Origin of the sequence: Nocardia sp. NPDC023852 (assembly GCF_040639505.1) — a bacterium.
Classification (GTDB): domain Bacteria; phylum Actinomycetota; class Actinomycetes; order Mycobacteriales; family Mycobacteriaceae; genus Nocardia.
In genome coordinates, this window is the sequence record NZ_JBFAAB010000009.1 from 184,690 (window position 1) to 210,013 (window position 25,324).

Below are 25,324 nucleotides of genomic sequence, written 5' to 3' on the forward strand. Positions count from 1 at the left end.
TCACAGCGAGCGGACGAGCGAGTAGAGGTCGGCGACCCAGAATGCCAGCGGCAACACAGCGGCGACGAACGCGTACTCGAGCAGTTCGACGCCGCGACGCATCGGCGGGGTGGCCGACTGGTTCGGGACGATGATGCCGAGGATCAGCGCCGCGATCAGCCCGACCATCGCCGCGCCGAACACCGTAAGCGGCTGGTCCATCGCGAAACCGGCTCCCACCAACATGATCAGTACGATCGCCGACCCGCCCGAGATGAGCACGACGGCCTGTTCGGCGCCCGCGTACGTGCGGCTGCGGAACATCAGCACCACCGCGCAGACCACCGCGAACGCCACGCCCTGCCAGTACGGGTCGTCGGTCTTCGGGTCGGTGGCCGCTAGCGCGCCGATGGCGGTGACCAGCGTGGTCGCCGCGACCAAGCCGGCGAGGTACATGCGGGCACGTTCCGACTTCACACGCAGTACGTCCATGGTCGGCAGCGCCCGGTGGTCGTCCGGATCGTCCTCGCTCGGGTCGATCGGAGTGCCGGGCGAAGGAACCGGCGGCAGCGGCAGTTTGGCGAGCAGCATGGATACCCGGGGCGCCAGCGAGAGCCCGCCGAGCCCGAGTGCCGCTACGCCGGCGCCGATCGCGCGCTCGGGCTGATCGGTGAACAGACCGACCAGCGCGGCGGGCGCCGCGTAGGTCGGGAGGGTGGCCGCGCCGATGAACAGCGCGAGGCCGACACCGGTGACGCGCCAGGCCAGGATCGCGGTCGCGCCGAGCACCACCGAACCGAGCAGAATGTGCGGCCAGCCGTAGTTGTCGGGCACGTAGAGCATGCCCGCGGTGAAGGCGGCGGGCAGCGCGCAGCCGCCGAGTACCAGCGCGGTGGTGGTGTCACCGTACATCCTGCTCAGCACCATCGCCGCGACCACGAGCAGGATCGCGACCACCAGCGCGACCGAGCCGCCCACCGCGATCGGCAGTGCGTCGGGAGACAGCAGCAGGCCGAGACAGCCGACGGTCATGGTGACCGCCGCGAGCACCGAGCCGGTGATCCGCGCGACCTTCGGAGTCCAGCTGCGGTAGTGGTCGGTGTCGGCGATCGCGACGTTGTACATAATGTCGTCGAACAGCGGTGTCGGCGCCATGTGTGAGGCGCTCTCCAGCATCAGCAGTTCGCCGTCGCGGACGCCGTGCTCGCCCAGGCTGAGGGAGTTGGAGAACGGGGGATGGCCGATGCGGGCGAGCACCCATTCGGCGGGCTCGAAACGCTCACCCTCGTTGTCGAAGTCGTTCGTCCTGCTGTGCTGGGCGACCATGTCGACGACGCTCGGAATCACCAGCGCGACCGGCACATCGACCGGGATCGCCATGTCGACCTGGGTGTGCTTGGCCAGAATCGTCACCCTGGCGAGGTCGGGCGCGCGGACGATACCGCGCGAGGATTCTTCGTCGATGTGGTCAAGGCGCGCGTGCGTCAAGCTTCCCCCAACTCGGTCTTCTACCTCGTGATTCCGCAAACCCCGTTGGTCATGGGCGCTCTTGCGAACCCACGGTTCGGGCAGCAGAATGCTGGTCGAACTGTACGACATGTCGGCTGTGACCTCTACACTGAGCCCGAATCACAGCTTGCCTAAGGGGGATTCTCGTCGATGAGCACTGTCCGCTTCCAGCGCCGTGCGCGCCGCGAGATGCCGCGTTTACCCGGTGGCGAGGTCACGCTGCAGCCGCCGCCCGAAATCCCCCGGGTGACACCGGGAAACCTGCTGATGAAGCTGATGCCGGTCGTGATGGTGATCGGTATGGTCGGCATGATGGCCCTGATGTTCACCCAGGGCAGCGGCATCGCGTCGAATCCGATGAGCATGATGTTCCCGGTCATGATGCTGTTCTCCATGGTCGGCATGTTCGCGGGCCAGGGCGGGGGTAAGGGGCAGAAGGCCGCGGAGGCCAACGAGGACCGCAAGGACTACCTTCGCTATCTCGACCAGGTCCGCAGGGATGTCGACGAGACTGCGCGGCAGCAGCGCGCGTCGGTCGAATGGAGCCATTCCGAACCGGGATTGATCTGGATGCTCGCGGGCACCAGTCGCATGTGGGAGCGCCGTGCGGGCGACAAGGATTTCTGCCACGCCCGCATCGGTATCGGCGGTCAGCGCTTGGCCACCCGGCTGGTCGCGCCGGAGACCGGTCCGGTCGAGGAGCTCGAGCCGATCGCCGCGGTCTCGCTGCGCCGCTTCGTGCGTGCCCACTCGACAGTGCCCGACCTGCCGACCGCGATCGCGGTCAAGGGCTTCGCCACGATCGCGCTGGACGGCGACCGCGGCGAGGCGCGGGACATGACCCGAGCGATGTTGGTGCAGCTGTGCATGTTCCAGGCGCCGGACCAAGTGCTCGTCGCCGTCGTCTGCGGAGCCGATACGGCGCGGGAATGGGAGTGGACCAAATGGCTGCCGCACACCCAACATCCCGACGCGCAGGACGGTATCGGCACCCAGCGCATGTTCTACGGCTCGATCCGGGAAGCCATGGCCGGCCTACATCCATTGCTCGGCAATCGGGTTCGGTACTCCAGGAATCAGCCCGCCAACGCGAACATGGTGCACATCGTCATCGTCGTCGACGGGGGTCTGCTCGAGGCCGAGGACGATCAGTTGCGCGAATCCGGCTACGAGGGCGTCACGATCATCGACCTCTGTGGCTACGCGCCGCGTCTAGCGGTGTCCCGCGGCATCAAGATGATCGTGGAGAACGGCGAGTGCGTCGGCCGCGGCGCGACCGGCAATCAGGAACGCTTCGCGCTCATCGACCGGATCAGCCCGCAGCAGGCCCAGCAGGTGGCGCGCAGACTCGCGCCCTATCGCGCGGCGACCCAGCGCAGCAGTGACGTGGAATCCGATGACTCCGAGGTGATCTCGACCTGGAGCCAGCTGATGGGCCTCGGCGACATCGGCGCGTTCAACCCCGAGCACGCCTGGCGTCCGCGCTATGGCCGGGAACGCCTGCGTGTTCCCTTCGGTGTCGGTGCTGACGGCCTTCCGGTGGAATTGGACATCAAAGAGGCCGCCGAGAACGGCATGGGCCCGCACGGATTGTGCATCGGAGCCACCGGTTCCGGTAAGTCGGAGTTCCTGCGCACCCTTGTACTCAGCCTGCTCGCCACCCACTCGCCGGACCAGCTGAACCTGGTACTCGTCGACTTCAAAGGCGGCGCGACCTTCCTCGGTCTCGACGGCGTGCCGCATGTCGCCGCCGTCATCACCAACTTGGAGGAGGAAGCAGACCTCGTCGACCGCATGAAGGATGCCCTGGCCGGCGAGATGAACCGCCGCCAGGAGGTGCTGCGCGCGGCAGGCAACTTCGCCAACGTCTCGGAGTACGAGAAGGCACGCGCCGCGGGCGCCGACCTCGACCCGCTGCCCGCCCTGTTCGTCGTGCTCGACGAGTTCTCCGAACTGCTCACCCAACACCCGGATTTCGCGGAGCTGTTCGTCATGATCGGCCGCCTCGGCCGTTCACTGCACGTGCATCTGCTGCTCGCCTCGCAGCGCCTGGAAGAAGGCAAACTCAAGGGCCTGGAGAGCCACCTGTCCTATCGGATCGGTCTGAAGACGTTCTCCGCCAACGAATCCCGTCAGGTACTCGGCGTGCCCGATGCCTACAACCTGCCGAACCACCCCGGCGGCGGCTACCTGAAGGCGGACTCGGGCGAGATCCAGCGCTTCCAGGCCTCCTATGTCTCCGGCCCGTACGTCGGCGGCGGCTCGCAGCGCGACATCACCATCGCCACCCAGTCCGGCGAAATCGACATCAAGGCACGGCCGTTCACCGCGACACACGTCGGCTTCCGCGCCGCGGACCGCGTTCCGCTGCCACCGGAGCCGAGTCTGGAACCGCAGCATGACGAGGACGGCGAGCAGCTGTCCAACGTGAGCATGCTGGTCTCCCGGATCCGCGGGCACGGCCGCCCGGCCCACGAGATCTGGCTGCCGCCGCTGGACGAGGCCCCCACGCTCGACCAGCTCATCCCGCGCTCCATCCTCACCGGCGAGTACTCCGCGGTGGCCACGCTGCGTGCCCCGATCGGCATCGTCGACCGCCCCTACGACCAGCGCCGCGACCCGATGATCGTCGACCTGTCCGGTGCCCGCGGCAATGTCGCCGTCGTCGGCGGTCCGCAGTCCGGCAAGTCGACCGCGCTGCGCGCCCTGGTCATGGCGATGTCGATGACGCACACCGCCGAACAGGTGCAGTTCTACTGTCTCGACTTCGGTGGCGGCACGCTCGCCAGCCTGCTCGGGTTGCCGCACGTCGGCTCGGTCGCGAGCCGGTTGGACGAGGATCAGGTCCGGCGCACCATCGCCGAAATGACGACTATCGTCCGGCAGCGCGAGGCTCGCTTCCGCCATCTCGGTATCGAGTCGATGACAGAGTTCCGCCGTCTGCGTTCGATGGATCCGGCCAGCAGCCCGGCCGCGGCCGGCGCGCACGAAGATCCTTTCGGCGACGTATTCCTGGTGATCGACGGATTCGGTTCGATCCGCCAGGACTTCGAGATGCTCGAGCAGACCATCATGAACCTCGCGGTGCAGGGTCTGTCCTACGGCGTGCACGTGGTCATCGCCCTCGCCAGGTGGGCCGAGGCGCGCCCGGCGCTCAAGGATCAGATCGGCACCAGAATCGAACTGCGCCTCGGTGATCCGATGGATTCCGATTTGGGCCGCAAGTTCGCCTCGCTGGTCCCCCAGGGCCGACCGGGCCGCGGTATGACACCGGAGTGCCTGCACATGCTGACCAGCCTGCCGCGCATCGACGGCAGCGCGAACCCCGACAACCTGGGCCAAGCGGTCAGCGACGCGGTCGCCACCATCGCCAGGCTGACGCCGGGCCGTCCGGCACCGGAGGTCCGCATGCTGCCCGAGCAGCTCCCGCGGGAGCAGCTGCTGTACCTGGCGGGGGAGTGGCCGTCGCAGGTCGACCCGAACGCCAAGTGCATGCGAATCCCGTTCGGTATCAACGAGTCCGAGCTGGCTCCGGTCTACATCGATTTCGCTGAGAGCCCACACTTCATCATCATCGGCGACACCGAATCGGGTAAGACGACGCTGCTGCGTTCGCTGATCGAGGGCATCGCCGCGTCGAACACCCCGGACCAGGCGCGCTTCATCCTCGGCGACTACCGGCGCTCCATGCTCGGACTGGTCCCCGAGGGCTACCTCGCGGGCTACGGCTCGACGGCGCCGCAGTTCACCCAGAACATGAACGATCTGGCTGCCTACGTCAGCAAGCGCACCCCAGGCCCGGACGTCACGCCCCAGCAGCTGCGGGAACGGTCCTGGTGGACCGGCCCGGAACTGTACGTCATCGTCGACGACTACGACCTGGTGTCCACCTCGGCGGGTAACCCGGTACAGGCGCTGGTGGAACACTTGCCGCACGCCCGTGACCTCGGATTCCACCTGGTTATCGCCCGCCGCTCGGGTGGAGCGAGTAGGGCGATGTACGAGGCTACGTTGGCCAGGATGAAGGATCTCGGCTCGGCAGGTCTGATCATGAGCTGTAGCCGCGACGAGGGTGTGCTCATGGGCAGTACGCGACCGAGCCTCATGCCGCCGGGGCGCGGCACCCTCGTCACGCGCAACGGTGAGGGATTGGTGCAGTCGGCCTGGATGCCGTTGCCCTGATGTCCACCGTTGAGCTGGTGGTCACGGAGACGCGTGTCTGGGCACGTGGCGCGACCACACACTGGGACGTGCCGCCCTCGATCGGCCTGAGCAGCAATGGGTTCGACCTGGTGGTCGGTCAACCACTGACACCGCCCACTCTGGTGAGTTCGGCTGTTCAATTCATCCCGGCAGACGCGATCGCGCTGACGCCGCGTGCGCCATCGGTGGTCGACGGGGTGAGCGCTGTCTTTGCTGCCGTGCTCGAGAACCTCGGCGTAGCAGTGCCCTGCGAGCGGATCATTCTCATCTGCCCGACGGACTGGGGTTCGCCGCGCCGCTCGGTACTCGACCAGGCAGCACGAGGATTCGCGGCCGATGTCGCGTTCGAGGAGATGGCGGTGCGGTCGGTAGCGGTCGACGAAGGCACCAGCCACAGCAGTCGCACTGTGGTCCTGGAGTTCGGCACGCTGACCACGACGGCGTCCGCGGTGATCCGCGATCACCACGGTATCCACATCGAATCCTGCGAGCACGAGCCAACTCTCGCTCTTGCTGAGATCACCGCGGAATCGCGCGCGTTCGACGACTTGTGCGCGCTGATCGACCGCCTGCTCGGTGAGCGGCCAGTCGATCTCGCCCAGGTCATCGGCGTATCCGACCCTGTGATGCTAGAACTGCTCGGCACAGCCGTCCAGCAAACCGCTGGCACCGCCGTCGAAGTGCGCGGTGTGGTAGGCCCCGACTTGATCCGTAGTCGTAGGCCGGAACCGGCCGACCCGCGAGATGCCGCACCAACCCTGACGCCGACCGAATGGATGCAGCCGCTGCGCGATCGTGCTGCCGCGCAGCGGCCGAGCCGCCACCGGACGACAAGTTACATCGCGGCGGTGGCCGTTGTCGCTGTAGTCGCTGTAGTCGCTGTAGTCATCCTGCTGGGCCGTTCCAACGACACGGCCACGACGGCGGGAATACCGGCGACCTCCGCCGCGTCGGAGTCGACTGCTCCCACTTTGCCGCCGACGTCGACCGTATCCGCGCCGGAAATGTTCGGTCGCATCAGCTTTCAGCTACCGACAGGATGGCGTATTGTCTCCGCGCCCGGCGATGGCAAGTCCCGCATCGATCTCGCCCCCGAGGACGGCTCCCGGCAGCGAATGACCGTCGTGCAGACGACCCTGGTCCGAGGCTCTGACTACGAACAGGTCGTGGCCAACCTCGAAGCCCAGATGGCGCAACGCCCGAACGGTGCGCTGAGCGATGTGAAGCGAGAGGTGGTCTTCGGCGGACGCTCGGGACTCGCGTACACCGAGCGCCCCCGCGACGGATCAACGGTTCGCTGGCAGGTCTTGCTGGAGAATGGGATCCAGGTCAGTGTGGGGTGTCAGTACGTCGGTGAGAGCTGGCTGGATTTGTCGAATACCTGCGAGAGACTCGGTAGCTCTGTTCATGTGATCGAGTGAACACGAAGGTGCCAGCCAGCCGTATTGGCTCGAGGTGAATGACTTACACAAAGATTCGTGCCCCCGGCAACGATCTGCCGGGGGCACGAATCGGTTCGAGGCGATGCTCAGAACAGACCGGCGAGGGCGGTGTCCGTGCTCTGCAGCTCGGAGTTTCCCGAGCTGACCAGCTTTGCGGCACCGTGCAGGGTTTGGTTCAGCTGCTCGACATGGCCGTTCCAGGACCGCTGCAGCTCGGCGAACGCTTCGTTCGCGTCACCCTTCCAGTTGGTCGTCACGAACTCTTCGACCTTCTTGTGAAAGGCCTCCAGCTCGTTCCTGATCCCTTCGGCTCGGGCGATGATCGCCCGAGCCCCGTCCTCGACGCCCGAGAAGTTGGCGGATATGGGCTTTCCAGCTGCCATTGTTCAGGCTCCTTTGCTACGTGATTCTGGTTAGACCGGAGGGAGTTCCAGGCTGGAGACCTGGGCCTGCACCTGCTGGGCGAAGTCGGTGTCCTGGTCCTCGAACGTCGAACCGGCCTTGATGAGCTTCTCCGACGTCTCCATCAGCTTGTCGTTGAGCTTGTCCGCCTGGAAGTAGTACCGCTCCATAAAGGCGTTGAACGCGTCGCGCGCCTGGCCCTGCCAGTTGGCGCCGTTCGTCACGTTGTCCTCATCGGTCTTCAGCTGTCGGATGGCGAGCATCAAGTTGTTGTGCTGCTCCTGAAACTCTTTCGCCTTCTGCCCGATGAGTTCATTATCCGCTGAGAGAGACCCTGCCATGGTGGCTCCTCCTGTTTCGGTTGACGGTCAACGTCGCAAGTGCCAGCTGACCTCTTCATGTAGTTGGACGCGGCTGCCGCTCGATCGGTTCCACCCGGTTCACAACTATCTGGCGGATTTGCGTCGAAAAGCGCGTCCCAAGTGGGCGACTGGCTACGCCGAGGTACGGAAGGCCTGGATGAGATCCCCCCGGACGTCCGACCGCAGGTGCCGTCGCGTCTGTATAGTCGCTGCCAGCGCGCTGCTCCCCTCCTTCCCCCTGCTCGCTACCACCTGAACCGGCGAGTGGGCTGGCTGCGCAACACCCTACCGAACGGCGTGCTGTCGCGCTACCAGCGAACGTGGAATACCAAGGTCGGCAACGGAGCTCGTGCGCGAGCGCGTTTACGAGCCGCGGTCCGAATCATCCAGTCCAGTGCACCGCGCAGGGGACTACTTGACGATCTTCGCGATGGTGGGAACCATCTTGTCCACCAGCACATCCACGGACTGGCCGGTCCACACCTGGAACGCCTGCACGGTCGAAGGGTCGTCGACGACGACGATCTTCGCCGAGCCGGAGAGGATGCCATTCGGGAGACCGCGCAGTCCGCCGTTTCCGGCCTGGCTGTCCGATCTGAGTACGATCACCACTTCGGAATCGATATCGGTCGTATAGCTGTTCGCCGACATCGCCCGCGGCGATTTCTCGTCACCGACCGCCTTGTACTTGGTGCTGTATCGAAAACCGATATCTTGCAAGAATTTCGACTGATCACTCGGTGTCAGCACGGCGGACAGGGTGGAATTACCGAAATTGAATGCGGTGATCGTCTTTCCGTCGAATTCAGGATGATTGTCGCGCACCTGGGCCAGGCTGCTTCCCGAGCCGGAAGAGTTCGCCCCACCCCGGGTAAGGAAGTACGTGCCGGCGGCGATCGAGACTGCTATGACGACGGCGATGATCGCGGGTCCGAGAAAGCGTCTGGCGGCGGAACGCTCGCTGCGGCTTCGGATCGTCTCGATCAACCGCTGATCAGTGGCCTCGCGAGGCGGCCCATACGCGCTGATCGCGGTGCGGGGGTCGGTCATCGGCGCCCGCGGGTCCGTCGAGTGGGTCGTTTCGGAAGCGCGGTACTGCGAGGCGCCGTACAACGCCGCTTCGGCGGCCTGGATGAATTCGCGGCAGGTGCCGTACCGGTGGGCAGGGTCCTTCGCCATCACCTTCTCGATCACACCGTCGAGCGCTGCGGGCAAGTCCGGACGGACAGTGCTCAACCTCGGTGGTGGCTCATGCAGATGGCCCATCATCACTACGGCGGGCATGGTCGAGGGGTAGGGATTCTGGCCGGTGAGCAGTTTGAAGAACGAACAGCCCAGACTGTAGATGTCGGCCCGTGGGTCGAGGGTTCCTCCGACCAATTGCTCGGGGGGCGCATAAGCCACCGTCGCCATGAAATTGCCTGTGGCCGTGAGGTCTTGGCCGTCCTCCGAGGATTTTGCGACGCCGAAATCGGTGAGCAGCACCCGTTCCTCGTCGTCTCCGTCGACAGTGGAGAGCAGGAAGTTGGCAGGCTTGACGTCGCGGTGCAGCAGCCCGCGCCGATGGGCGTAGTCCAAGCCCTTGCCCACCTCTGAGACGGTGCGCAGCGCTCGCTCGGGAGTCATGACCGCCCGTCCCTTCCTCGCCTCCTCCGCGGCGTCCGTGCCGGGGACGTACTGCATGGCGATCCACAGCTGGCCGTCCTCTTCGCCGCGGTTGTACACGGCGACGATGTTCGGATGGTCGAGGCCTGCCGCAAGGTTGGCCTCACGCTCGAACCGCGCGCGAAACTCGTCGTCGGTGGACAGGTCTGCGCTGAGAACCTTCAGGGCATCCCGGCGGGGCAGGATCGGATTCTGCGCCAGGTAGACGGTTCCCATGCCGCCGCTGCCGAGGACCTGAAGTACCCGGTATCCGCCGATGATTGCGCCGGGCCGCAACGCCATTCGGTCCTCCTCAACGATGTCGAACGCCCCCACCGACGTGCTTTCGGGGAAAATCTAGCAAGCGAAAGCCGGGCGTTCGACCGACACCCGGCGCGGTGGTCAGCGCCCATAGGCCAACAGCTTGTACTGCGCCGCGGTCTTTTGCTGCAGGTCTTGGATGTTCTTGCTGCTCACCTGGGCTACGTAACGATCGAAGGCGAAGTAGCACACCGGCTCGTCCATCGGGGACTTGCCCGGCCCCTCTTTCGGCTTGAAGCATTTGGCTTCCGGCAGGTTCGCCGGGCTGTCCGCCTTGTCGTACTCGGTCGCGACCGGTAACGAGATCGCGGCCAGCAGCCGGGTCGTGGCCGCCGAATCCTTGGCCCGCAGAACCAGTGCGCCGACGGCCGCGGCATAGTCGACACCGGCGTCCGTGTACGCGGAGCGCGCCGAATTCGGGTCCTGCTCCGAATGCAGCAGGGCCTGCGCCGGATACACCCCTGACCGATCGGAACCGTCGACCGACTTGTTGTTGTCGTCGAGCGGCACCGTCCGGCTGAGCATCCCGTCCATGTCGAGCGGTAGCGCGGATACCTTGTCGATCGGTGTCGGTGTGTACTGCCGGAGCATGTCGATGAGCTTGTCGAAAGAGCGCTTGGTGAGATCGGCGGGAGGGCCGGGAGCGAAGGGGCGGCTGATCGGGTCGTTGATCTGGACCAGCAGCGCCAGCTCGCCGTGCGCGAGCCCGGTGCTCAGATAATTTATGCCGAACTCGGTGTGGGCATTGTGCCTGGTTCGGGCCTCCGGATAGCCGGGAATGGAGATGCTGTCACCCGGAACACGCTCGATGAGTTCCTTGACCGCCGCGGACGCGTGGCTCGCATCGGAGAAGCGGAGAACGTAGACGAGCACCTCGCTGCCGACGGAGAATTCCTTCCTCCGCTGTCCTTGCGTGAACCACCCAGCCACCAGGCCGGGCGCCACCGCATCGAATTCACTGCGGTCCACCGCTTTCAGCGAGGGCGGTGTCTTCGGAGTGATCGCCCGCGTGCGGTATCCGGGATTTTGGTAGATGTATCGGTTGTCGATGTCCGACATGAGCGGTGTCGCGGCACCGATGCGTATCGCTTCGCGCACTGCTCCGGATTGGTCGGTCCTGGTCTGCTCGACATCGATCGGCGTCGTCGGGTAGCTGCCCGAATCCAATTTCGTGACATCGACTCGCTGGACGTCCGCCTGCTCGGTGGTGTCACCCCCGCAAGCGCCGGCCGCGAAGACACACGCGATGAGCATCACGCACGTCAGGCTTCGTATCCGCATCGACGGTCACCCACTCTTCGCGAGAATCGAGTACTGAGCGGCGGCCCGTTCCAGCAACTGCGGGTCCACCCGGCTGATCTCGGGAAATTTGGAGACCACCACGGCGACGTATCGGTCGTACACGATGACGCACAACCCCTTGTGCAAACGGTTGACATCCCTGTAGTCCAACTTCAGGCACCGTGTGTCCGCGAGGCCGGGCGGCGGGGCGACAACCTCGTCGTTCTTCGCAGGCTTCGCGAGAGCCGCCTGAAGGCGGAACGCGGAGGGAAGGTCGCGCGTCCGATACACCGTTCCGCTCTGGCGGCCGATCAGGTCGACGCCACCTTCTTCGAACGCTCTGCGCACCTCGATCGGATTGCGTTCGAAGTGCAAGATCCCGGACGGCTGATAATGGCCGAAATCATCTCGGCCGAAGAAGGGGTCGCTGTAGTCCTTCGCCGAGGGCGCGGCGCGGCGCATGATTCCGTCCGGGTCGAGGGGCAGGTCGAGCAGGTCGTCGAGCGGAACCGGCTGCTGCTTGTCCAGTTCGGCGATCTGCCGATCGATCGTCTTCTTCAAGACACTCGCGAGTGCGTCCTTGTTCGGCTCGGGTACTCCCGCGTTGGCCGAGATGACGTACGGGCCATGCTGGAGGAACGCAATGGCGGCCAAGTCGTTTCCCGAGGTCGACTTGGCGTCGGGATATCCATCGATCGGAATGGGATGCCTGCCGGGCTCCTCGTTGGTGATCCGGTCGAACTCCTCCGCGGCGTTCCTGCTGTCGGTCTCGGTCGGAAAGCGGAGTATCGAGATGATCAATTTCTTTGTGCCGCGCAGATTCCCGTTGGTCCGCGAGACATAGGCACCGGCAAGCACGTTGTACTTCTCGCCTACCACCTGGTACTTCTCCGGGAACGCCCCCGGGTTGACCATGCTCAGCGGCGTCGCGATCAGCTTGACGTAGCCCATATCGGTGATGTCGCTGTCGACGTCGAACGGGTGTACCAGATAGTTCAGCATCCGGCGGGCTTCGATGAAGCGGACATCGTTCGCGGAGGTTATCCGCGGGTTGTACGCGGTGGGCTCGGCGGCGAGCGCTCCGGTTTTGAGGGTCGCCGGATCCACCGGCGACATGCCGGGCTGTGGATTGCCGTCGACGGTGCTGGAGCATCCCGCGGCCAAGAGGATCGAGCTGGCGAGTACCGCGAAAGTCTGAAGTCTGTACCTCACTCGGGGCCCCTCATTTACTCGTCAATAGCGCGTACTGTGCGGAGACCTTCTGGTGCAGATCCTGCAACTGCTTTCCGAATGCCTGCACCGTGTATCGATCGACCTGGAAGACACACAGGTTCATACCGAGTGCCTGACTGTTCGCCACGATTTCCGCGTAGCACTCGACATGGTCGCCGAGCCCGGCCGGCGTCCCGACCAGCTTCTGATCGGATTTCAGCTGTTTCGACGGTTGCCAGGCTGCCCATAAATCATCGGCGCCCTGTCGCGTCTTGCTACGGAAGACCACGGCGTCGCCGAACGAGACGAGATCGACTCCGCTCTTTTCGAGGGTTACCAGGGAGTTCTGCGTGCCGTCCAGCAGAGACATGACGCCACGACCGGCGTATACCCCGTCCGGATCGGCGCGGATCGGTGATTCCGGATTGCTCGGAAGCGTCCGGGAGAGCAGCCCTCCCGGGTCGAGTGGGATCCGCGGGAGTTCGTCGGAGGGGGTCGGCCGGAACGTGTCGAGCAGCGGTATCTGCACGTCCAGCATCTTCTCGACCTGTGCGGTCAGAGCGGGAAGATCGGGCGCGGAAGTGTCGTCCTCCACCTTGACGTAGACGACGTACCGGTCATGGACGGTCCAGGAACCGAGCGACGACACGTCCGGACGCCAATGTGCCGTCGTCTGCGGGTGTTTCGTGATCGCGACCGGTTGGTTGTCGCGGTTGTAGGTGAAGTCGTCGTGCTCGAGCGTCGGGCCGACTGTCATGGCGGTCTTGGTGTCGGGAAACATCATCACCGCCAGGCTGAGCGTGCGCCTCGCCGCCTCCCGCGGGCCTCCGGTGCTCCACGCGTTGACCCAGCCCGCGACGAGATCCTTCGCGACCTCGTCGAAGGTGTCGTTGACGACCAGCTTCCCCAGCGACTTCTGGTTGTAGACGATGTGTGGCCGCAGGGCCCAGGCGTCTTCGACGTAGCTGGGGTCGGCCTCGAACGGCAATGCCACGAAGTCGGCGAGCCGCTGCGATTCTCGCGCACGTGCCTGTTTCTCGTTCTTGGCGTTACCGATCTCGCGCGGCTTCGTCTGATAGTTCCCGACATCCAACGTGGCCGGATCCGGCTGCACCCGTTCGGCCCGGCCCGACACCGTCGAACCACATGCGCTGACACCGACGACCAGCATCCCCGAGATGATGATCAGGGCGTATGCGGTTCGGAGCGGCATCGGTCTCGCAGCAAACTGCAACGTCCCTCCCCAAAAGCCTTGCTTAGTCCCGCGGATTCTACTTCACCAGTCCCCGTAGAATCAGACCGAACGGTCTGCGGCTATGGTGTGCGCGGGTCAGAAACTATTCGCCAACAGGGCATACTCCGCGGCGACCTTCTGTCGCACGTCCGGTTCCTTATCACTGGTGACGACGCCGACGTACCGCTTGTAGGCGACGTAGCAGCGGTACTTGTATTCGCGTTTCGGGTCGCCGTTGCTGTTGAGCTGGAGGCACTTGGCGCCAGGGACGTCCTTGGGGGCGCCGAGGGTGTCGTAGTGCGCGCTTTCGCTTTCCAACAGACCGGTGGCCAGTTCCTGGGCGGCGGCCGCGTCGCGGGTACGGGCGACGTAGCTGTCGTCGACGATGGCGGTGTGGTCGACGCCCGCGTCCTCGACCAGGCGCAGGTGTGCGGCCTCGTCGTCGGCGCGATGGACGGTGTGGTCGGCGCCGTAGACGGCGAAGGTCGTCGGATCAGGGCTGCGGCTCTTGTGGTCGGCGACGGCGACGCGGGCGAGCAGGCCGTCGGGGTCGACCTGCAGGGAGTCGAGCTTGTTCACGGGGGTCGGGGTGAACTTGTCCAGCTGCGCGACCTGCGCGGCGAGGGTCTTGTCGACCCAGCTCACCAGGTCGGTGCCGTCGGCACCGGGTCGTTGGATGAACAAGGAGATGACGAATTCCTTGTGGGCCATGAAGGCACCGACGGTAGGAACGCCGGGACGCCAATGGATGTGTGAGTCGGGATACTTCTTCGATGAGAGCTTGCGGTTCTCCGGCGACACGGCGATGTCCACGTCCTCGAGCTCGCGGGCGGCAAGCTTCGCGGTGGCCTGGTCGGGAAAGCGGAACACGGCGTCGGTGATAGCGGTGGCGGCGGAGGACGGGTTGGTCTGGCCGGCGGGGTCGGGGCGGTCGGCGCCGCTGGCGGCGTATCCGACGACCAGCTTGCGGTTGTCGAAGACCGGCTTGGAGACCTTGGCGACGAAGTCGAGCGCCTGCTCGGCGTCGGCGACCACGGTGCTGCCGCGGCCGACTTTCAGTGCCGGATCGATGCGGACGGTCGGGACCACCGCGTCGGACATCCGCATGCCTTCGAGCAGCGCGCCCTTGCCCGCGGAGTCCTGGTTGTACTGGTGCCGGTCCACGGGATAGGTGCCGACCTCCAGCTTTCGCACGTCGATCTCCCCCGGGGTGGGCGTACCCTGCACGCTGGCGCAGCCGGCAAGCAGCCCTGCCCATGTCAGGCAATACGCGGTGAACGCAATGCGTTTGGTCCGAACCATGACAGGACCCTCGTTCCTCCCGTTGCCGACACTGAAAGTTACCCGACGGACGCCCGGGGAGGGGGATCGATAGTGCTCGCATTGCAATACCCTGGTCTGCGTGACGACGACCCTGCACTGTGCCTTCGGTGGAGGCGGATACCGTTGATGGATCGGCAGGTCGAGGTTGTCGTAGGTAGCCATGCTGTGGCCAGGGTCGCCGGCGCGGTCATCGTTGTGGCGCACCGCGGTCCGGGCAGGCCGAATCAGGATTCTCCAGCCGGCATCGCCCTCGAATCGTTGGCCGAACTGGTGCGCGCGGCGACCGATCAGGAGCCGAAAGGGCCGGGCGCCGTGGTGGCCCGGCAGGCGACCCGTTGGTTGATGAAACACGCCGAGCAGATCAGCCCGGGCGAGCCGATCGACTTCGGCATTCTCTCCACTGCCGAGAACGGAGGCGTGGCGATCTTCCTCCACGGTGCGGTCACCGCGGTGCTGGCCGGTGACGGCACGGTCGAGCAGTATCGCGGCAGCGGTGCGGCGTTCACGGTCGATCGGGTCGCGGAGGTTCCCGCGCGGGCGGTCGCCTTGTACGTCGATGACGCGAAAGGCCGCATTCCGGATCTGCCGCCGGAGCGTGGCATCGGCTGGCTGGTCGAGGGTATCGCGCAGGCGGGCGGCGCCGTCGTCTGGTCCGACGGCGCGCGTGCCGGAGCGCCCACGAATGGCCGGTCGTCCCGCCGCGAGGGCATGCATCGCCGCGCCGAGGTGCCGCCGCTGCCGACCGCCCGCATCGAGCATGAGCCGCCCGCCGACTCCGGGGTCCGGCAGGCGCTGAATCCCCAACAAGCGCCCGGGCCACAAATGCCGCCACCCCAGCTGCACCGGACGGCCCCGTCGACCGCGATGCACGACTCCGGGGGCGAGCAGGAGCCGACCGATCCGCACGATGCGCCGACCCAGCTTGGTGGCACCAACCCCGCTCCGCTGCCCGACCCGGATCTGCAACGTCGCCTGGAGGCGACCGCGAGGGGCACCACGCTCACCGTCAAGGTGCTGGGATTCAAATGCGCGCGAGCGCATCCCAGTGATCCTCGCGCCGCGTTCTGCACCGTGTGCGGCATGCCGGTCGACCAGACGCAGGGGCTGATCGAAGTGGTTCGCCCGCCACTGGGCATGCTGATTCTCGATGACGGCACTACCTACATGCTGGCCGCGGACGCGGTGATCGGCCGCGACCCGGAACATTCCGCGGCGGCCGAGAGCGGACTCGTTCCGCTGCGGGTGGACGACTCCTCCGGCGGCATGTCACGCGCACACGCCGAGATCCGCCTCGTGAACTGGGACGTAACCGTGGTTGATCGAGGTTCGACCAACGGCACCCGCACCCGCTTGCCCGGCTACCGCGACTGGGTGCGCCTGGCCCCGAACCAATCCATGGTGCTGATCGCCGGCACCGAAATCATGCTCGGCAACCGTGTGCTCCGCTTCGAACACGCGGCCCCGCCACCATTCGGCTAAGAGTAGCGAGCCATGCAGGTGTTCTGCCCGCCGAGCACGCCGGCCCGGAACGCGTCGACCCTGGCGAAACCGCTCGGCACGGTCTTGCCCTCGGCGTCGCTCGCGGCCAGTCCGTCGGTGAGCAAGCCCGAGACGGCCTCGTCGAGATCACCTGCGGCGAGCTTGATGTCGCCCTGGTTCACCGGCCGTCCGGTCTGCGCGAGTTTTCCGGTGACCACCCCGGAAAGGCACGCCGCGCGCAGTCCGGCCTTCGGACCGACGAGTTGCTGCTTGTGATTGCGCTGTACCGCGAGCGTGTATCGGGAGATGAACACCATGTAGCCGTTGTAGTCGCCGGTCACTTTGACCGGTAGCGGCTCATCCGGGTCCGAGTTCACGGTGCCGCGTTGAGCCAGCCCGGGGATGTCCGTGGCGATGACGTTCTTTGCCGCGCAATACGACACGGGTTCGGTCGTGACGCCGCTGCGGCAGTCGACTTTCGCCCCGCTGTAGTCGTAGGTCGGTTCCTCGGGTATCGGAAGGATCGCGGCAAGCGCCTTGCTGAGTTCGATCAGATTGTTCTTGGTGATCTCGTACTCGCCCGACTCTCCGTCGAAGCTGGTCGGCAGGTTGCCGCGGCGTTGGTTGATCTCGTCGATGTCGATGCCCTTGCAGGCTCGCGGTCCGTCGGTGAAGCCGACCTGGACGGCGGTGACCCGTTCGAAGGCGGAACCGTGCACGCTCTCCGGGTCGTCAGGATCGGAGTCGCGGATGGCGACGGTGGCGGCGAGCACCGAGTTGAGGCCGTCGGAGGTGTTGATCGTGAAATGCGCGGCTTTACCCTCTGCGACGTGGCGCATGAACGCGCCGGCGAAACAGTCGGCCTGCTGCTCCTTGACGATCACCGGGTCCTTTGTGCCGACGATCTTCGCCATGGTCTGCACCGCGTGCCCGTATTCGTGCGCGAGCACCATGACCACGGCCATCTTGCCGAAGGTCTCCTCCATGGTGGGAAGCAGGACAGACCGATCCCAGCCGATGGAATTGTCCAGTCGGCAGTAGGCGGCGTTCACCAGGCGGTAGGTCGACTCCTTGCAGAACTCGACCGCGTCGGTGCGCGGGGACTTCGCGCTCCAGGACAGCAGCTTGCCGACCGGCTTGAACTCACCCCGGAATTCCTTGCCGAACTCGTCGCGCCAGTAGGTCTGGATGTCGTCGACGGCGTTGAGCGCCAACCTGTCCATAACGCCGCCGTCGCCGTTCGTCGCGGTCAGTGTGCTCTCCGGGACGCCGTCCCGCGGTCCGCTCGGACCGCTGGTCGTAGGCAGCCCGGCGACCTTGAACGGGTCGTCGTAGATGGAGACAGCCCTGCCGTCGACGAGCCTGGTGCAGCCTCCGACCAGCACCAGAACGGTCAGCATCGCAGCAATAACCGCGGTCGCTTTGTATGTCGGCAAGGCTCCCCCTGGTCGGCCGGTATCACGTTCACGTCGGTCGCCCGGATCGGGGCATAAGGCGCGTCGGGGGCACCGCCGATGTCCGGGTCATGGAATAGTATCCGCTGCATGTCTTCACCGGGGGCGCAAACCATCACCGTGCGCCATGATGGAACCGAACGGATTTTCGATTCGAGCCAGAAGGTCACCATGGGTCGGGCGCCGGAGGTGACGCTGTTCGTCGACAGCCCACTCGTTTCGCGGGTCCACGCGACACTTGCCTGGCAGGGCAGCGCCTGGGTGTTGGCCGATAATCAGAGCACGAACGGCGTGTTCGTGGACGCGCGCAGACTCACTCAGCCGGTGTCGATCGATCGCCCCACCCAGGTGCGGCTCGGTGACGCGATCAGCGGTCCCCTGCTGCACCTGTTACCCGCGAATCCCCAACCCCCGCAGCGGCCTTCGATACGGCCGCCCCAGCCCGCGCCGCAACCGCAGTCGGGTCAGCCTGCCGCGCACCAGTTCCAGCCTCCGCAGTATCAGCCTCCGCAGTATCAGCCGCCGCCGCAGGCCGCGCCCGCGCCGCCGCTGAACGTCAACATGACGACCAGGGCGGGCACCTCGAATATTCCGCCGGTCCGGGCGAGGGCGTCCACCACGCCGATCGCCCGCCCCGATCGCATACCTCCGAGCGGTCTGGCCATCGGCCGCACCACCGACAACCAGATCGTCGTCAACGATCCGCTGGCCTCCCGCAAGCACGCCCGCCTCGTCGCCTCCGCCGAGGGGCTGACCATCGAGGACCTCGGTTCGGCGAACGGCACGTTCGTCAACGGGCACCGCACCGAACACGCGGTGCTGCGCGAGCGCGACATCATCACCATCGGCAACGTCGACTTCGTCGTGCAGCAGGGCACGCTGGTGCACCGGCAGAAGCCGGTCGCCGAGCAGGGCTTGGCGGTGCACGGCGTCGGATTCACCGTCGAGGGCAACAAGCAGCTGCTCGTCGACGTGAACATGTCGGCGAGCCGAGGGACGCTGACCGCGCTGATCGGTCCGTCCGGCGCGGGTAAGTCGACGCTTTCGCGTTTGATCGCGGGCACCACGCAACCGTCCGGTGGCGTCGTCACCTTCGAGGGGCGCAACCTGCACGCCGAATACGAGGCACTGCGCTCCCGCATCGGCATGGTGCCGCAGGACGACGTGCTGCACCGTCAGCTCACCGTGCGCCAGGCGCTCGGCTACGCGGCCGAACTGCGGCTGCCCCGAGACAACAGCAGGGACGACCGCCAGGCGGTGATCGACGGTGTGCTGAAGGAGCTTTCGCTCACCGAGCACGCCGACACCAGGGTCGACCGGCTCTCCGGCGGCCAGCGCAAGCGCGCCTCGGTGGCGCTGGAATTGCTGACAGGTCCTTCGCTGCTCATTCTGGATGAGCCGACCTCGGGCCTGGACCCGGCGCTGGACCGGCAGGTCATGGTGATGCTGCGCGAGCTGGCCGACGCGGGCCGCGTGGTGATCGTGGTGACCCACTCGGTGGCGCACCTGGACATGTGCGATCAGGTGCTGCTGCTCGCACCCGGCGGCAAGACTGCCTACTGCGGAAACCCGGCCGGGGTCGGTGCCACCCTCGGCACCAGCGACTGGGCGGAGATCTTCGCCAACGTCGCGGCCAACCCGGATCAGGCGTTCGCGGCCTACCGCTCCCGGCAGGCGTTCGCGCCGCCGCCACCACCGCCGCAGCAGCAGCCGTACGGGTCGGCGGGCAGTCCGCCGCAGTCCAGCGGCGGCAAGCAGTTCTCGACCCTGGCACGCAGACAGATCCGGCTGATCCTCGCCGACCGCGGCTATCTGGTGTTCCTGGTGGTCCTGCCGTTCATTCTCGGCGGGCTCTCCCTGGTCGTTCCCGGGAAGAACGGCTTCCAGCGCGGGGCGTTGAAGGCGCTACCGGACGGCACGTTCGTGCCTGAAGGCGGCGGCGAGACACAACAGCTGCTGGTGGTGCTGATCCTCGGCGCCTGCTTCATGGGCTCGACATTGACGGTGCGCGACCTGGTCGGCGAACGGACGATCTTCCAGCGGGAACGCGCGGTCGGCCTGCTGCCTTCGGCGTATCTGATGGCGAAGATCGCGGTGTTCAGCTGCACCGCGCTGCTGCAGTCGGCGGTGCTGGTGGGGATCGTGCTCGCGGGCAAGAAGCAGCCCGGCGAGGGTGCGGTGCTCGCTTCCGGCAGCGCGGAGCTGTACATCGATATCGCGTTGACCGCGGTCTGCTGTGTGGTCCTCGGTCTGTTGCTCTCCTCGCTGGCGAAGTCGAACGAACAGGTGATGCCGCTGCTGGTGGTGGCCATCATGTGCCAGCTGGTGATGGCGGGCGGTCTCATCCCGGTCACCGGCCGGGTAGTGCTCGAGCAGGTGTCCTGGCTGTTCCCGGCCCGTTGGGGCTATGCCTCCGGTGCGTCGACGGTGAATATCCGCGAGGTGTTCCTCAGCGCACAGCCCGACACCCTGTGGCAACAAAAGCCGGAGATCTGGGCGCTGGATGTCGGGGTCCTGCTGGCGATCACCGCGGTGCTGGCGATCATCACGTGGCGTCGGCTGCGACTGAAGAAGTCGGCGGCGTGATTCTTCCCGAACCGACGGTGAGTGGCCTGGTTCCGCCGCGCGAAAGCGGCGACGACCCGGGGCTGACCACGACGTTCAGCATCTCGGCCGGGAACCGGGCACACTTATGCCTGTGACGGTGCGAGTAGGGGCAGTACATCTCGGATGGGATGTGGTGTCCGTGGCCGCGGGCGGCGGGGGCACCCCCATCCGTCCGGTACAGGTGGAGGGTATGTGGACGCCGCCGGCTTATTTGCTGGCGGATTCGTCGGGTCGGTTGTACACCGCGGGTGTGGAACGGAAAAGGCCTGATCTGGGGATGGCGATCGCCGACGTGCGCGACATCCTCGGGCATCCGCAGATCGTGGTGGCGGGCGCGACGTGGCCCGCCGAGCTGGTGTTCCGCGCGCGGTTGTACAACCCGCTCGCGGAGATCGGCAAGCACGTCCGCGGCAAGCCGGACCTGGTGGCGCTACCTTTCCCGGACGGCTGGCCGGACGAGAAGGTCGACGTCTACGCCACGCTGGTGGAACAGCTCGACGTCACCGTCGAGCCGCTGCCGGAAAGCGTCGCGCTGTCGGGCTACGTGCGCGCGCTGGGGCTGGTGCACCCGCCGGACCAGGCCAGGCCGCACGGCATCGGCGCGACGGGCGTGTACTCCGACGGCAGGACCATGCTGGTGGTCGCCGTGCACGGCGACGACGAGCAGCCCACCGAGTCGGTCGATGTCCCGGTCGACGCCGCGGCCATGCGCGACGCGCGATCGGCCGACAACGTGGTGATCGAGGTGATGGCGGCGGCCCGCTCGATCGGTGCGGATACCTCGACGGTCCTGCTGTCGGGCAATGTGTGCTTCAACGACGCGCTGCGCCTGGCCTTCCAGAATCATCTCGGGCACCGGCTGCAAGTGGCCGACCACCCGATGCACGCGCTCGTGCTCGGTGCCGCGCACTTGCTGGTGACCGACACCGAGTCGGGTGAGCCGGTGTCTACGGGCCGGCCCGCCGAACCAGCGCCCGGCCCTGGGTCTCCCGTGGATGCCGCCAGGCAGCAGGCCGAATACGCGCAGCAGCAAGCTGTCGCGGCTCAACAGCAGGCCGACGCGGGGCACCGTCGCACCGAGAGTGGATCGCAGCGGCCGGAGGAACGGCCGCCGCAGCAGCCGGGCACGTGGCAGCGCGGAACGGAGCAGCCGTTCCGGTCGGTCCCCGGCGTCCAGTACGGCCCGGGGTACCCCTCCCCGCAGGAGGAGGAGGCGACCACCCGGATCGGGCGCGACCAAGTGCCGCAGGGCCTCCCGCCGAACCTCGCCGAGCTGGGCAGTCGCTTCACCCGTCCACCGAGCCAGCACCCCGACGAGCAGCAGAGGCGCCCGCAAGGCGAGTTCGCCGGCCCGCCGCAGGGGCCGCTTCCCGGTGGCCCGGTGCCGCCGCTCGGCTCGCGGCCCTCGTACCAGGGCCCGCCGGACCAGCAATTGCCGTACCAGGGAGCGCAGCAGCAGCGCGGCGGGCAACGGCAAGAACCCGGCAGGGAGTCCGACGAGGAGGACCCGCCCCGCAAGGGAAAGCGCTGGAACAAGATGAAGGGCAACTTGTTCGGGGCCAACACCGTGGTCGGCGCGGTGGCTCTTGCCGTGATCGCGTTGCCTTCCGGTGGTGATCGGGTCGAGCTGGCCGCGGAAACCAGCGGTGCTGTTTCGAGCGACCTGCGAGCAGTCGCTAGCGGTGCTGTTTCGAGCGACCTGCGAGCAGTCGCTAGCGGTGCTGTTTCGAGCGACTTGCGAGCAGTCAGCGGTGTGGGCTCGGTCGCCCTTGACGACGAGGCTGCGCCGGGCCGGATGGCGCCGATCGTGTGCGAGCTGACCCCGTACGCCATCAACCAGCCGAAGCCGGGGATCGCCACCGCCAGAGACAGCCATTCGGGTGAGCGAACCGACGAGAGTGGTGTCCCGGCGTGCGCAGGGCCCGGCATCGACACCCTGCGCTACGTGGTGCCGGGCCCGCCCGGAGCCATCGACCCCGGTCCGCCGTTCGAGATCTGACGCGATTTCTTTCCGGCCTGCACCGCTGGTATCGTCGCTCGTTGGCGTGTGGAACGCTCGGCCGATTGTATGGATCGGTCCGGTCGTCCACCGAGGCCCGGGTCTCCACCGGCCGCCGGAACACCTCGACCACGCGCTCGGCCGGCAACACCAACGACAGACAGGGAAGCACTGTGCCTACGTACAGCCCCAAGGCGGGTGACGTGACCCGTAAGTGGTACGTCATCGACGCCACTGACGTAGTGCTCGGCCGTCTTGCCGTCCAAGCAGCGAATCTGCTGCGTGGCAAGACGAAGCCGACCTACGCCCCGCATGTCGATGGTGGCGATTTCGTCATCATCATCAACGCCGACAAGGTTGCCATCAGTGGCAACAAGCGGCAGGACAAGCTGATCCACCACCACTCCGGGCACCCGGGCGGCCTCAAGTCGCGCACTGTCGGTCAGGTGTTGGAGGCTCGCCCCGATCGGCTCGTCGAGAAGGCCGTCAAAGGCATGATCCCGAAGAACAAGCTCGGCAACGCGATCGCGGGCAAGTTGAAGGTCTACGCGGGCCCGACGCATCCGCACGCCGCCCAACAGCCCATTCCGTTCGAGATCAAGCAGGTGGCCCAGTGACCGCTCCTGAGGAATTCAACGAGGACGCCGTCGAGGAATTCGACGCTGTCGAGGCCGTCGAGGACGGCGCGGGCTACGAAGACCCCGAGGTCTCGGAGTCGTTCGCTCCGATCGTGATCGACCGTCCGGTGCAGACCGTCGGCCGCCGCAAGGAGGCCGTCGTCCGCGTGCGGCTGCTCCCCGGCTCCGGCAACTTCGTGCTCAACGGCCGCACCATCGAGGACTACTTCCCGAACAAGGTGCACCAGCAGTTGGTCAAGTCGCCGCTGGTGACTGTCGAGCGCACCGAGTCCTTCGACGTGCACGCCCGCCTGGTCGGCGGCGGCCCGTCGGGCCAGGCAGGCGCCCTGCGTCTGGCCATCGCCCGCGCGCTGATCGAGGTCACCCCGGATGATCGTCCCGCGCTGAAGCGGGCAGGCTTCCTGACCCGTGACCCGCGTGCCACCGAGCGCAAGAAGTACGGTCTGAAGAAGGCGCGCAAGGCGCCGCAGTACTCGAAGCGCTGATTTCGGCGTCGTCGACCTCCGGCATCCGCCACCTGGCGGTGCTGGAGTCGGCGAGAGTGGTCAAGCTCGGAGCCGGTAACCTGCGTAACCATGAGGGCCCGCTCACGCTGGGAACGGTCGACGTGGCAGCTGTCCGAGAGCAGGCTTCCAGTGAACGGCTGGTTGCCTGCTCTCCTGCTGTATGTACTCGCGGCGTTCGCGGGGCCCTTCGTGGTTACACGGGCTGCCGCCTCCGGGCCTGTCGCTCACGCCGCAGATCCACCGATTAGGGGCGAGGTATGGGACGGTTGTTCGGCACCGACGGTGTCCGCGGGCTTGCCAATGAGTCGCTGAGTCCGGAACTCGCGCTGCGCGTTTCGGGCGCGGCCGCGCAGATCCTGAGCCGCGGCAAGAAGCGTGCGCTCGCGGTGGTCGGGCGAGATCCGCGAGCCAGCGGGGAGATGCTGGAGGCCGCCGTGACCGCCGGACTGACAGCGGCGGGAGTGGACGTGCTCTCGCTGGGGGTGCTGCCGACGCCCGCCGTCGCCTACCTGACCGGTCTCTACGATGCCTGCCTCGGCGTCATGATCTCCGCCTCGCACAACCCCATGCCCGACAACGGGATCAAGATCTTCGCCGCGGGCGGGCACAAGCTCGACGACGCGATCGAGGATCGGATCGAGGCGCTCGTCGCCGCAAACGCGCCGTTCCGGCCGACCGGCGCGGGCATCGGGCGGGTGCGCAATGCGTCCGGTGCGCGCGACCACGGGCTGGTCATCCCGGATCTCTACAGTCTCGAGGGCACGCACGAGCGCTACGTCGAGCACCTGGTGGAAGCGACCGGGCAGGACCTGTCCGGGCTGACCGTGGTGGTCGACTGCGCACACGGTGCCGCCGCGGAAGTCGGGCCCGCCGCATACCGAGAGGCGGGGGCGACGGTGATCGCCATCAACGCCGAGCCCGACGGGCTGAACATCAACGACGGCTGCGGCTCGACACACCTCGACCAAGTCCGTGCGGCCGTGGCGGCGCACGGCGCCGATCTCGGCCTCGCACACGACGGTGACGCCGACCGCTGTCTGGCCGTCGACGCCGAAGGCACCGTGGTCGACGGCGATGCGATCCTGGCGATTCTGGCGCTGGCCATGCACGAGGCGGGCGAGCTGGCGGACAACACCTTGGTGGCCACCGTCATGAGCAACCTCGGCCTGCACATCGCCATGCGCGCGGCCGGAATCACCGTGCGCACCACCGCGGTCGGTGACCGCTACGTGCTCGAGGAACTGCGGCGCGGCGGGTACACGCTGGGCGGCGAGCAGTCGGGGCATGTGGTGTTCCCGCGCTACGGCACCACCGGGGACGGAATCCTGACCGGACTGCGCCTGATGGCCCGGATGACGCAGACTCAGCGCACCCTCGCCGATCTGGCCGGCGTACTGCAGACCGTGCCACAGGTATTGGTGAACGTGTCGGTGAACGACAAGTCCGTGGTCGCGACCGCGCCCGAGGTGCGCGACGCGGTCCTGCAGGCGGAGCGGATTCTCGGCGATTCCGGGCGAGTTCTGCTGCGGCCCAGCGGGACCGAGGAACTGGTGCGGGTGATGGTGGAGGCCACCGACCCGACGCAGGCACAGCAACTGGCGGACGATCTCGCCAAGCGGGTCGGCTCTGTGTAATCGGCCGCGCGGGCGCGGCGTGTTCGCGGCCCCCTAGTGGCTCGCGTCCGAGCGCCCGCCACTGGCGACTTCGTCGCGGACGCGCCGGCCGCTCG

17 protein-coding genes are annotated in these 25,324 nt (G+C 66.7%); 8 read left to right on the forward strand and 9 right to left on the reverse strand.

What is annotated here, in order from left to right:
• Nucleotides 1-1,467, reverse strand: coding sequence for a type VII secretion integral membrane protein EccD (gene eccD / locus AB0H00_RS15715; RefSeq protein WP_357266232.1), 1,467 nt, complete (start codon nucleotides 1,465-1,467; stop codon nucleotides 1-3).
• Nucleotides 1,468-1,638: 171 nt separating this feature from the next.
• On the opposite strand from eccD, the gene eccCa reads away from it, so the two are divergent.
• Together eccCa and AB0H00_RS15725 are read left to right on the forward strand one after the other, a co-directional pair.
• Nucleotides 1,639-5,670 (forward strand): type VII secretion protein EccCa, encoded by a 4,032-nt coding sequence (gene eccCa, locus AB0H00_RS15720; RefSeq protein WP_357266234.1) that lies wholly within the window; start codon nucleotides 1,639-1,641, stop codon nucleotides 5,668-5,670.
• Nucleotides 5,670-7,112 carry a type VII secretion-associated protein gene (locus tag AB0H00_RS15725; protein ID WP_357266236.1) on the forward strand — a complete coding sequence of 481 codons (1,443 nt, stop codon included), beginning with the start codon at nucleotides 5,670-5,672 and terminating at the stop codon, nucleotides 7,110-7,112. Before eccCa ends, AB0H00_RS15725 begins: the two co-directional genes overlap by 1 nt.
• Before the next feature lie 107 nt (nucleotides 7,113-7,219).
• On the opposite strand, the gene AB0H00_RS15730 is transcribed toward AB0H00_RS15725, so the two are convergent.
• The 7 genes from AB0H00_RS15730 to AB0H00_RS15760 all read right to left on the reverse strand — a co-directional run bounded on the left by AB0H00_RS15730 (nucleotide 7,220) and on the right by AB0H00_RS15760 (nucleotide 14,891).
• A complete protein-coding gene (locus AB0H00_RS15730) occupies nucleotides 7,220-7,516 on the reverse strand; it encodes a WXG100 family type VII secretion target (RefSeq protein ID WP_327112722.1) in 297 nt (98 codons plus the stop codon).
• Nucleotides 7,517-7,546: 30 nt separating this feature from the next.
• Nucleotides 7,547-7,876, reverse strand: a complete 330-nt coding sequence (locus tag AB0H00_RS15735) for a WXG100 family type VII secretion target (RefSeq protein ID WP_357266238.1) — start codon at nucleotides 7,874-7,876, stop codon at nucleotides 7,547-7,549.
• 432 nt (nucleotides 7,877-8,308) lie between these two features.
• The gene (locus tag AB0H00_RS15740; protein ID WP_357266240.1) at nucleotides 8,309-9,844 is read right to left on the reverse strand and encodes a serine/threonine-protein kinase; all 1,536 of its coding nucleotides are present in this window, start codon (nucleotides 9,842-9,844) and stop codon (nucleotides 8,309-8,311) included.
• A 99-nt stretch (nucleotides 9,845-9,943) separates the two neighbouring features.
• Nucleotides 9,944-11,119 carry a hypothetical protein gene (locus AB0H00_RS15745; protein ID WP_357266242.1) on the reverse strand — a complete coding sequence of 392 codons (1,176 nt, stop codon included), beginning with the start codon at nucleotides 11,117-11,119 and terminating at the stop codon, nucleotides 9,944-9,946.
• 30 nt (nucleotides 11,120-11,149) lie between these two features.
• Nucleotides 11,150-12,355, reverse strand: coding sequence for a hypothetical protein (locus AB0H00_RS15750; RefSeq protein ID WP_357266244.1), 1,206 nt, complete (start codon nucleotides 12,353-12,355; stop codon nucleotides 11,150-11,152).
• 10 nt (nucleotides 12,356-12,365) lie between these two features.
• Entirely contained in the window at nucleotides 12,366-13,568 is a 1,203-nt protein-coding gene (locus tag AB0H00_RS15755) for a hypothetical protein (protein WP_357266246.1), read from the reverse strand.
• 117 nt (nucleotides 13,569-13,685) lie between these two features.
• On the reverse strand, nucleotides 13,686-14,891 hold the full coding sequence (locus tag AB0H00_RS15760) for a hypothetical protein (protein ID WP_357266248.1): 1,206 nt from the start codon (nucleotides 14,889-14,891) through the stop codon (nucleotides 13,686-13,688).
• Nucleotides 14,892-15,038: 147 nt separating this feature from the next.
• Between AB0H00_RS15760 and AB0H00_RS15765 the strand changes: the two genes are divergently transcribed.
• Complete coding sequence (locus AB0H00_RS15765; protein ID WP_357266250.1) at nucleotides 15,039-16,391, forward strand: FHA domain-containing protein; 1,353 nt, start codon at nucleotides 15,039-15,041, stop codon at nucleotides 16,389-16,391.
• Here the strand turns inward: AB0H00_RS15765 and AB0H00_RS15770 are convergent.
• Nucleotides 16,388-17,827: a metallopeptidase gene (locus AB0H00_RS15770; protein WP_357266252.1), complete on the reverse strand. Its 1,440-nt coding sequence runs from the start codon at nucleotides 17,825-17,827 to the stop codon at nucleotides 16,388-16,390. The genes AB0H00_RS15765 and AB0H00_RS15770 overlap by 4 nt on opposite strands.
• A gap of 108 nt (nucleotides 17,828-17,935) precedes the next feature.
• Here AB0H00_RS15770 and AB0H00_RS15775 point away from each other — a divergent pair, with 108 nt between their 5' ends.
• From AB0H00_RS15775 to glmM, 5 genes are all read left to right on the forward strand, one after another.
• Nucleotides 17,936-20,431 (forward strand): FHA domain-containing protein, encoded by a 2,496-nt coding sequence (locus AB0H00_RS15775; protein ID WP_357266254.1) that lies wholly within the window; start codon nucleotides 17,936-17,938, stop codon nucleotides 20,429-20,431.
• A 112-nt stretch (nucleotides 20,432-20,543) separates the two neighbouring features.
• Entirely contained in the window at nucleotides 20,544-22,451 is a 1,908-nt protein-coding gene (locus AB0H00_RS15780; protein WP_357266256.1) for a hypothetical protein, read from the forward strand.
• A 173-nt stretch (nucleotides 22,452-22,624) separates the two neighbouring features.
• Entirely contained in the window at nucleotides 22,625-23,068 is a 444-nt protein-coding gene (gene rplM, locus AB0H00_RS15785) for a 50S ribosomal protein L13 (RefSeq protein ID WP_327112742.1), read from the forward strand.
• Nucleotides 23,065-23,574, forward strand: coding sequence for a 30S ribosomal protein S9 (gene rpsI / locus AB0H00_RS15790; protein ID WP_357266258.1), 510 nt, complete (start codon nucleotides 23,065-23,067; stop codon nucleotides 23,572-23,574). Before rplM ends, rpsI begins: the two co-directional genes overlap by 4 nt.
• Before the next feature lie 278 nt (nucleotides 23,575-23,852).
• Nucleotides 23,853-25,229 (forward strand): phosphoglucosamine mutase, encoded by a 1,377-nt coding sequence (gene glmM, locus AB0H00_RS15795; protein ID WP_357266260.1) that lies wholly within the window; start codon nucleotides 23,853-23,855, stop codon nucleotides 25,227-25,229.
• The last annotated feature ends 95 nt before the right edge of the window (nucleotides 25,230-25,324 follow it).